The 10681-nt window shown below is 40.9% G+C and carries 9 protein-coding genes; 8 read left to right on the forward strand and 1 reads right to left on the reverse strand.

All coding sequences use genetic code 11. The features are described 5' to 3' along the window. Window positions 1-13 precede the first annotated feature (13 nt). The 6 genes from accC (at window position 14) to rplI (ending at window position 4994) form a co-directional block, all read left to right on the forward strand. Window positions 14-1519, forward strand: a complete 1506-nt coding sequence (gene accC / locus G4420_RS17670) for an acetyl-CoA carboxylase biotin carboxylase subunit (RefSeq protein ID WP_163325260.1) — start codon at window positions 14-16, stop codon at window positions 1517-1519. 9 nt (window positions 1520-1528) lie between these two features. After that, the gene (locus G4420_RS23495) at window positions 1529-2038 is read left to right on the forward strand and encodes a biotin/lipoyl-containing protein (protein ID WP_163325261.1); all 510 of its coding nucleotides are present in this window, start codon (window positions 1529-1531) and stop codon (window positions 2036-2038) included. 10 nt (window positions 2039-2048) lie between these two features. After that, window positions 2049-3584 (forward strand): acyl-CoA carboxylase subunit beta, encoded by a 1536-nt coding sequence (locus tag G4420_RS17680; protein ID WP_163325262.1) that lies wholly within the window; start codon window positions 2049-2051, stop codon window positions 3582-3584. A gap of 322 nt (window positions 3585-3906) precedes the next feature. Next, window positions 3907-4263, forward strand: coding sequence for a 30S ribosomal protein S6 (gene rpsF, locus G4420_RS17685; protein WP_204273728.1), 357 nt, complete (start codon window positions 3907-3909; stop codon window positions 4261-4263). Window positions 4264-4266: 3 nt separating this feature from the next. Further along, window positions 4267-4533, forward strand: a complete 267-nt coding sequence (gene rpsR / locus G4420_RS17690; protein ID WP_038561673.1) for a 30S ribosomal protein S18 — start codon at window positions 4267-4269, stop codon at window positions 4531-4533. A gap of 14 nt (window positions 4534-4547) precedes the next feature. After that, window positions 4548-4994 carry a 50S ribosomal protein L9 gene (gene rplI, locus G4420_RS17695; RefSeq protein WP_163325263.1) on the forward strand — a complete coding sequence of 149 codons (447 nt, stop codon included), beginning with the start codon at window positions 4548-4550 and terminating at the stop codon, window positions 4992-4994. A 107-nt stretch (window positions 4995-5101) separates the two neighbouring features. Here the strand turns inward: rplI and G4420_RS17700 are convergent, their stop codons facing one another. After that, window positions 5102-5773: a response regulator transcription factor gene (locus G4420_RS17700; RefSeq protein ID WP_163325264.1), complete on the reverse strand. Its 672-nt coding sequence runs from the start codon at window positions 5771-5773 to the stop codon at window positions 5102-5104. Window positions 5774-6057: 284 nt separating this feature from the next. On the opposite strand from G4420_RS17700, the gene G4420_RS17705 reads away from it, so the two are divergent. Further along, window positions 6058-7245, forward strand: a complete 1188-nt coding sequence (locus tag G4420_RS17705) for a hypothetical protein (protein WP_163325265.1) — start codon at window positions 6058-6060, stop codon at window positions 7243-7245. A gap of 109 nt (window positions 7246-7354) precedes the next feature. Next, the coding region (locus G4420_RS17710; RefSeq protein ID WP_163325266.1) for a S8 family serine peptidase at window positions 7355-10681 on the forward strand (3327 nt) is incomplete at its 3' end.

Raw genomic sequence — 10681 nt, forward strand, 5'->3', positions numbered from 1 at the left:
TTTCAAAAGTTGTATGAAGAAAATCAAAAAGATTCTAATCGCAAACCGAGGCGAAATTGCGATTCGCGTAATGCGAACCTGCAGGGAACTTGATCTTGAATCAGTTGCCATTTACTCGGAAGCAGACAGGACTTCGCTTCATGTGCGTTATGCCCACGAAGCTTATTGTGTAGGTAAAGCACCATCGAGCGAAAGTTACCTGAACATTGATAAAATTATAGAAGTGGCCAAACAAAGTGGCGCTGATGCAATCCATCCCGGTTATGGCTTTTTATCGGAAAATGCCGATTTTGCCCGACGTTGTGGCGAAGAAGGAATTGTTTTTATTGGCCCTTCGCCCGAGGTAATCGTTCAAATGGGAGACAAGATTCAGGCGCGCGAAGCAATGACTGCTGCCGGAATTCCCGTAGTACCCGGAACCGATGGAGAGATAAAATCGGAAGATGAAGCGCTGGAAGTGATAAAAAGTATCGGTCTTCCGGTGATGATTAAAGCATCAGCCGGTGGAGGCGGTAAAGGAATGCGCCTGGTGAAAAACGAGTCGGAAGTGGTTTCTGCAGTTCGTGCTGCCCGCTCTGAAGCGAAATCGGCTTTTGGCGACGATGCCGTTTACATCGAAAAGTACATTACTTCGCCACATCACATCGAGTTTCAAATTTTGGCCGACCAGCACGGAAATACAGTTCACCTTTTCGAGCGTGAATGTTCGGTTCAACGTCGTCACCAGAAAATGATCGAGGAAACTCCATCGCCGTTGATGACTCCTGAGTTGCGCGATGAAATGGGAAAAGCAGCCGTTGAAGCTGCAAAAGCAGTAAATTATGTAGGTGCCGGAACCATTGAATTTTTGGTGGATAACGACCTGAATTACTATTTTCTTGAAATGAATACGCGTTTGCAGGTGGAACACCCGATTACCGAACGTGTTACCGGAATCGACCTGGTAAAACAGCAAATTTATGCTGCTGAAGGCCGTGAGTTGGAATTTGGGCAGGACGACCTTAGACAAAGAGGCCATGCCATAGAATGCCGTATTTATGCCGAAGACCCGGATAATAACTTTATGCCAAGCGCCGGAAAAGTGTATAAGATATCTACGCCACTGGGGCTGGGCGTTCGTACCGATGGTTATGTGTATGAAGGTTATGAAATACCGATTTACTATGACCCGATGATCTCGAAACTGATTGTTTGGGGAAAAACACGCGACGAAGCCATTGCGCGTATGCGACGGGCACTTTACGAATACAAAATTACCGGAGTAAAAACATCAATAAAAATGCTGGAACGGGTAATGAACAACGAAAACTTCATTGCCGGAAATTACGACACCCATTTTATTGAGAAAAACCAGGAACAGCTGCTATCTAACGGAATGAAAGACAACCCGGAAGACATGGTTATAATTGCCGCTTTTATCGATTACCTGGATAAACTGGGAAGCAATGCGGCAGTAACCAAAGAGTTTGTTCCGGCACAAAGCCGTTGGAGGAAAATTCCTTATGTAAATCATTTTTAAACAAGAATTATGGCTGTTGAAATTAAAATTGGCGACAGGAAAGCATGGGTAAACCTGCTAAAACAAGATGGCAACATTCTGGAAGTTGAAGTTGACGGAAAAACATATAATGTAGATTTGATGCATACTGCCGATGGCACATTTTCAATTCTTGAAGGTGGACATTCGTACGACATCGAACTGGTTCCGGATGAAACGCCAAAAAAATATACCGCTTACACATTATACGAACGTTACAATGTTGAAGTAATTGATGCCGAAGCGCGTTATCTACAAAACCGCAATGCGAACGGAGCAGGACCAGGCGACAACAAAATAACCTCGCCTATGCCGGGCAAAGTAGTTAAAGTGTTGGTTGAAGAAGGTGATGTTGTTCAGGAAGGTGATACTGTAGTTATCATTTCGGCCATGAAAATGGAAAGCGAATACAAAGCACCTAAAGATGGAACGATTAAAAAAGTACATGTAAAAGATCAGCAAACAGTAGACAGCAACCAGGTATTAATTGAATTGGACTAAAAGAAAAGAAATGGATTTAAAAGCAAAATACGAACAGCTTGATGCCCTAAACGCACAAGCCGAACTCGGAGGAGGTGAAGACAGAATTGAAAAACAACATGCAGCGGGAAAAATGACAGCCCGCGAACGCATTCTGCAATTACTCGATCCGGGAACTTTTACCGAAATTGATAAACTGATGACACACCGAAATTACGATTTCGGTATGGAAGCCAAGAAAATATTGGGCGACGGTTTAATTTCGGGTTACGGAAAAGTAAATGGAAAACTGGTATATGTTTTTGCCCAGGATTTTACTGTTTTTGGCGGATCCCTGAGTAGAGCCAACGCCGATAAAATTGTAAAAATTCAGGAACTGGCACTAAAAATGGGAGCACCGCTTGTTGGACTGAACGACTCGGGTGGCGCCCGCATTCAGGAAGGCGTTGAAAGCCTTGCAGGTTATGCCGATATATTTTATAACAACGTAATTTCATCGGGGGTAATTCCTCAAATTTCTGCCATACTTGGGCCTTGTGCCGGTGGTGCGGTTTACTCTCCTGCACTCACCGATTTCATTTTTATGGTGAAAGAAAAGAGCCACATGTTTGTAACCGGACCTGAGGTAATTAAAACAGTTACGCACGAAGATGTTACCAAAGAAGAATTGGGCGGTGCAGATACCCACAGCTCAAAAAGTGGAGTAGCCCACTTTACCGGCAACGACGAGGAACAAACCATTATGATGGTTCGCGAATTACTAAGCTTCCTGCCTTCCAACAACCTGGAAGACCCGCCGGTAAAAACTACCATCGATCCCTCCGACAGGGTTAACGAAGAACTGGAAGAAATTGTTCCTGCCGATCCGAATAAACCTTACGACATGCATGAGATCATCCAGACTGTTATCGATAACAAACATTTTCTGGAAGTTCAACCCAATTATGCACCGAATATAATTGTTGGATTTGCTCGTTTTGGTGGCCGCCCGGTGGGAGTTGTTGCCAACCAGCCCAGCCATTTAGCCGGAGTACTTGACATTAACTCATCGGTAAAAGCGGCACGTTTTGTTCGCTTTTGCGATGCGTTTAATTTGCCTTTGGTAACTTTTGTTGATGTTCCGGGTTTCTTGCCGGGAACCGGACAGGAATTTGGCGGTATTATCAAACACGGGGCAAAATTGCTTTATGCATTCTCAGAAGCTACTGTACCAAAAATTACGGTAATCACCCGTAAAGCTTATGGTGGTGCTTACGATGTAATGTCGAGCAAACATATTGGTGCCGATGTAAATCTGGCTTACCCAACAGCAGAAATTGCCGTGATGGGGCCTGAAGGTGCGATCAACATTATTCATCGCGAAAAAATGACCGATGACGAAAAAGCAGCCAAAGTACAGGATTACCGCGATAAATTTGCGAATCCTTATAAAGCAGCCTCACTCGGTTATATCGACGAAATTATTCATCCGCGCGATACACGCAAAAAAGTTATCGATGCACTAGAAATGACACAAAACAAACGAAAATCAAATCCACCTAAAAAACACGGAAACATTCCGCTTTAACAGAGATTGATGTAGATTGTAGTTCAGATTGAATCAGATTGAATCGAATCTGGATTTATCAAATACACGAAATATAGAAGAGATTGATTTGAGGTAAATTGTTACTTTTTATCAATCTCTTTTTCATTCTGTATACATCTTAAAATCAATCTTATTTCCCGCAAAACAACTACATTTAGGCCCGAAAGATTAGTTCATCTGTTAACAAGGTCAATTTTCACACGAAAAACCATCAAACTGTTTGATAAATAACAATTTATTTCTATTTTTGCGCGTCCAAAATTTTTGGAAAACTATTTAATAATTTAAAAATTAGATGATTATGTTGAATCAGTACGAAACCGTTTTCATTTGTACTCCCGTTTTATCTGAGCCACAGGTAAAGGAAGCGGTAACAAAATTCAGGGATCTCATCAAAGCCAATGGAGGTGAGATGATCCATGAGGAAGATTGGGGAATGAAAAAACTGGCTTACCCAATTCAAAAGAAATCTACTGGCTTTTATCACTTATTTGAATTTAAAGCCGATCCTGCATTCATTACAAAAATGGAGATCGATTTCCGTCGCGACGAGCGCGTTATCCGCTTCATGACTGTAAAACTCGACAAGTATGCCGTTGCATACAGCGAGAAGAGAAGAAAACTTCAGAAAGCAAAATCAGAAAAAAAGGAGGATTAAACCATGGCACAAGGAAGTGAAATCAGATACCTGACTCCACCGTCAGTAGAGATCAAAAAGAAAAAATATTGCCGTTTCAAGAAAAACGGAATCAAATATGTTGATTACAAAGACCCTGAGTTTTTGAAAAAATTCCTTAACGAGCAAGGTAAAATTTTACCTCGTCGTATCACCGGAACTTCGTTAAAGTATCAGCGCAAAGTTGGACAGGCCGTTAAACGTGCCCGCCAAGTTGCATTGCTACCATTTGTAACCGACATGATGAAATAAGAGGAGGACTTGAAATGGAAATTATATTATTACAAGACGTAGAGCGTTTAGGAAGCAAAGACGATATTGTTGAGGTAAAAGGTGGTTACGCACGTAACTTCCTGATTCCAACACGAAAAGCAGTTGTTGCTACCGAGTCGGCCAAAAAAGTTTTGGCTGAGAACATTAAACAACGTGCTCACAAAGAAGCTAAATTGAAAGAGGAAGCTACTAAAATTGCTGAGCAAATTGTTGCCAAGAAAATTACAATTGGTGCGAAGACAAGTACTTCAGGCAAAATCTTTGGATCGGTTAACACCATCCAATTAGCTGAAGCGATCAACAAAAAAGGATTTGAGATCGACCGCAAACAGATCACTATTCCTGAAGACAGCATCAAAGAAGTTGGTACTCATACAGCTAAAATCAAACTACACAAAGAAGTTGTGGTTGAGATTGAATTTGAAGTTGTTGCGGAATAAGCATATTTTTGCATACACAATACTAAAAACGGTAAAAGGGTTTCCAAATGGAAACCCTTTTTATTTTGCAATAATTTCTCAGATATAAGTCAAATCATTTCGTTCAATTAGAAGATAGGGCTTACCGAAAACCGACAATTCGGACAGATTGGTTTATGCTTATCATTAATCAAATTGTGCTGACAGGCATAAATCATCATTTGTAAATGATTAATACTGCCCAGCTTTTCACGAATATTTTTCAAATGTGTGCGTACAGTCGACTCACTAATATTTAGTGAAGTTGCTACTGCATTGTGAGTTTCTTCGGTAATCCAGGTACCCAAAATCTGTTTCTCCCTGCTGGTTAAATTGGAATCGTTCTGCTCACTTTTTGAACAACTAAAAAATTTATCCAACGCCTTTGGACATAGGTATTTTCCTGAACTTTCAATCTCCTGAATAGCAAGGATAATTTTCTCTGCCGAACAACTTTTCACAATATATCCGTTAATAAAGGGCATAATCTTCACCATCAGTTCATGCGAAATTAATTCGGAGATAACCAGTATTTTTAGATGTGGAAATTTCAAGTTTAAATTCGACATGTAGCCTATATATTTTATAGACCATAGCTTAAACTCAATGATTACAAGATCCGGGCGTAATTCAGCAATTGCTTCCAAAAGATTTTCACCATTGTCAACCATTCCTATTATTTCAAAATGCTCATGTTGTGCCAAATAAATTTTAAGGCACTCAGCAACCAACTTTTGATCATAGGCAATTAATACTTTCATGGTGTCATTAGACAATGATGGATAACAAAACATTCAAACATCATACAAGTTACAAAAATTTATAGATAGGTGTTTACTCCAACCTGAATTATTGTTTAGATTGGATTCATTAATGTCTACCTCTTCCTATGAAAATGTGGATATAAATCTGGCCAGAATAGCAGTACAAAACCAACAATATAAGGATTGTCTTGACTCTCCTATTTTTATAAATTGTTATTCCATTTAATAGCGGCTGTATTAAAACCAGGGTTTATTATTTATTAATCAAAAATTACTTAACCATGAAAACAATTATCCGTACTGCACGCTATGTGTTTTTTTTGCTCTTAATGAGCTGCTTAACTATTCTTTTAAGTAACTGCCAGAAAGGCGATGTTTTACCTCATGTAGATGACGACTCTGACCGGCCGGAATGGGCGGGAGGAAATACCGATGACAATACACACATTAAAGGAAATGATGAGTCAGGAACTACCCGTGGTGGCGACTACGGCGATTTATACGTATTATTGAGAGATGACAATGGTGTCCCCACTATGACTTGGAGAGATCTTGATGCAGATAGTGAACAAGATGACGATGAATTCTTTGTTCAACCAATCGATGCTCTGGGCAATGAAATTGAACTAGATCAATATGGAGAAGTTCCGGAAGGGGCCCCGGTTATTGAAGTAGACTTTGGGCGTTTGAACATCGTTCGTTCACCTCAATCGGTTTTAGACCAGGCCTTCGAAGAAGCCATGAAAGTAATTGATTTTGGTGATGATTTTACGCTAGATTTCTGCGGTCGCTTATCGATTTGGAATTATGATCTTGTTGTCACCGACTCACTTGTTCTAACCAAAACGATCGACTCTCCCCGTGAAAATATGGCTATTTACCAGTATTTAATGAAGTATATGTATGAAAACACTGTTGAAAACAACAACGCCAACAGGCTGGCTTTTCTAGATGCATACCAAATAGATGCATTGTTGCTGGCAGCAGGATGTTTTTCAGCCGGGTCAGACAAAACCGGGACTGTTGATATTGACGAAGTTGTTTATATCAATGGTTTCCTGGATTGTTGTGGACTGAATCCAATTGAAAATGATTACGACTACGATTTTAACCACGAAAACAATTATTACTTTAATTTCACTGAGCCAAGACTCGGTGATGCACAGTTTCAGTACAACCGTGGAATTTATGAAGACCGATATATCCAGTTTCTGGTTTGGGACAATGTTTATTATCCTTTAAATGAAGAAGGCGTTTCAGAGGGTCCGGTATTCTCCATTTATGACATTTTTGAAGGTATGGTTGAATTTAAGGGAATCGGTGCCCAGCCACAATTTACTTATCGCTGGAACCAGTTTAGTCATGACAAAGTTCAAGGTTTTGCAATAGCTATTGACGATGCTGTACAAGTGCTGGATTATGTACATGGGGATTCAAACATTATTTTCTTACCAAATTATCAACCATAAAAATATCAATCACCAGGCAATTGTGGGTTTATCAAAATTTTCCCGTGTAGTAATCTGAAGAGTGACCATCTGCCTTTCCCAGGCAGATGGCTCTCTAAAATCCGGCAATATGTTTACACGTCGTACCACAGTTTCTTTATTAAAAGGATATATACTTTTTATCATTCTTTTTGGTACTACTCACATCTTACCTGCACAGCAAAGTCAGCTGACAGAATCGAATAAATCGGAATTAAATCAGTTTGCCCGTCAAAGAAATGCCAGTTGGACGGAACAAAAAAGGATTGCAGATTCGGTTGCCAGCAAATTAAATATTCCCGTATTTTACGTTGAAGAATCCGGCCGGGTAGTTAGCCTTCAACGCTTGGGGAATAACAATCAACCAGTTTATTATGCCACCGACAATTTAAGTGTTGCTGCCACTCTTGCGGTCGACCAGGTTTGGTCGGCAAGCAACGAATACCCCGAACTTACCGGCGAAGGTGTTGAAATAAACCTTTGGGACGGAGGAACGGTTTTAGCTACTCATCAGGAGTTTCAAAGCCCCAATGGTTCGCGAATTTCAATGCGCGATTTAGATTTACCCGTATCCGATCACTCAACACATATTTCAGGAACAATGGCCGCTATGGGTAAAAAACCCGAAGCCAAGGGCATGGCCGGACAAGCCCTTATAAAAGCATGGGATTTAGATAATGATATTGCCGAAATGGGCAGCGCTGCTGCTGATGGAATAGTCATTTCAAATCATTCATACGGACCATTATGCGGCTGGTATTACAATGCACAAAACGAAAACTGGTACTGGTACGGAGATCCCAATATTTCGGCTACGGAAGACTATGAGTTTGGTTTTTACAGCGATGTAAGTACCGACCTCGATTATATAGCACAACTTGCCCCCTACTACCTCATTGTAAAATCGGCCGGAAACGACAGAAACGACGGCCCCGAAACGGCTGTCTCACATTATGTATGGGACGGAAACTGGGTACTGGTTAACGATGAACGCGATCCCGACGGTGGTGAAGATGGTTACGATTGTTTGTCGCCGGTAGCAGTCGCAAAAAATATACTTACAATAGGAGCTGTTGATGATACCCAAAACATGACTAATTTTAGTGGCTTTGGCCCAGCTGATGATGGGCGAATAAAACCGGATCTGGTTTCAGATGGTGTTGATGTTTATTCGTCCATCTCTTCTACAGTTTCAAGTTACGATACTTATACCGGAACATCGATGTCAACAGCAGCAGCCACAGGTTCTGTCGCTCTTTTGCTTCAACTCCAAAATTTGCTTCTGCCCGGAGTAAAATTAAGGTCTTCCACCTTAAAAAGTATTTTAATGCACTCGGCTACCGACTTAGGAAATCCCGGTCCCGATTACAGTTTTGGGTGGGGGTTGATAAATATAAAAGCTGCAGCCGACATTATTTACAACAACTCAAACAATCAGGGCATATATATATATGAGGAAGTTTTGAATGAAGGAGAAGAAATAACAATCCCTGTAAAAACGGCTGGCGACGCCCCATATTTAAAAGCCACAATTTGTTGGACTGATCCGGCCGGACAAGCTTCCTCTCCGGCACTAAATCAACGAACAAGCAAACTCATAAACGATCTTAATTTAATGGTACAAAATGCAACTACCGGACAATCTTTTCTGCCTTGGGTGCTCGATGTTGAAAGTCCGGAAGCTTCAGCTACACACGGTACAAATCATGTTGACAATGTAGAACAGGTGTATTTTACAAATCCCGGAGATAATGATTTTAATATCAAGATTTCACATTCAGGAACACTTTCCGGAGGATCACAACCATTTAGTGTGGTAATCACCAGCATTGAGACCCTGTCGGAAATCTTTCCTCCTCAAAACTTAACTTATGCCTTAAGAGAATCTACTATTTTGCTCAGCTGGGATCCTCCGGTTTCCGGTCTTCCTGACAAATTCAGAATCTATCGGAATAGTTCTTTTCTGGCCGAGAGCCCCATGCCCGCATATACTGATGCATCAATCATCTTCGATAATGAATATTCGTATTTCGTAACATCGGTTTATTCGATTAACAACGAAGAAACCGAGAGCCTTGGAACCAATAAAATTATAGTTTACCCCCGAACATCACTTACGCTGCCCTACCTTGCTGATTTCGAATCGGAGATAAATGATGTGCAGATAAAAAACAACTTATCAGGCTGGCAATGGGGAGATAGCGAATCACTTAATTGTTATTACCTCGATTTTTCAGCCAATACTTCGAAATTTATTGCTGCTGATTCCTATTCAGCAGGAGAAGCGGTGCACGTTTCCGATGTTGCGGCAACTCCCCCATTATTGCTGGCCAATTATTCAAACGTTACACTTTCATTCGATTATTTATTAAAAACCGGAATTTACGATGCCATTGATGAATTACACGTGGTTTACAAAAACCAGGAAGAAACGGAATGGCATGAATTTATTAACCTGGTAAAGGCCGTTGCATGGACACATAAAACAGTTGAACTGCCCCCGGAAATTTGTAAAAACGGCACTCAACTGGGCTTTTATTACGACGATTTTTACCAATGGGGAATGGGCGCCGGATTGGATAATATTTCTGTTTCGGGCGAAGAAGATCCACGTTTTACAGACCTTACAATAACCGCGTTAAACTACCCTTACTCAACATGCTTTTTATCTAACGATGAGAAGATATCCGTTGCAATAAAGAACCTCGGACCAGATACGGCTTTGGCAGGCGATACTATTACGATTCAAATGACCTGCACTTCGAACGAAAGTGTTGAAGAAACAGTGGTGCTTACAGCATCGCTTTTAACCAACGAAGTGTTAAGTTTTGAGATGAACAGTCATCTGAATTTAAGCAATGAACAGAGCTATACATTTGATTTTCTGCTGGCTTGTCCGCTTGATACAAACCTTACCAATAATACATTCGAAAGAACCATCGAAATATATGGAATCCCTCAACCAACAATCGTTACAACTGATCTCAGGTTCTGTCAGGATGAGTCTCCGATCCTCATCGAAGCGGTTCCCCAAGGCGGAATACTTTCTGGAGCTGGCGTTTCAGGTCTCTATTTTGATCCGTCAATTGCAGGCCCCGGAACGCATACTATTACTTACACCGTAACAGAAAACGAATGTACGGGTGAAACAGAATTCCAGGTAATTGTAGATTCTGTGATTCATCCTCAAATTTTGAATGAAGATCTTTCGTTTTGTGAAGACCAGCCATCTGTTTTAATCGAAGCAATTCCCGAAGGAGGTGTAATTTCCGGAGCTGGCGTTTCAGGTCTCTATTTTGATCCGTCAATTGCAGGACAGGGAACGCACACTTTAACTTACACCGTAACAGAAAACGCATGTACTGGAGAAACAGAATTCCAGGTAATTGTAGATTCTGTAATTCATCCTCAAATTTTA

This window comes from Draconibacterium mangrovi (assembly GCF_010586825.1).
Lineage (GTDB): Bacteria > Bacteroidota > Bacteroidia > Bacteroidales > Prolixibacteraceae > Draconibacterium > Draconibacterium mangrovi.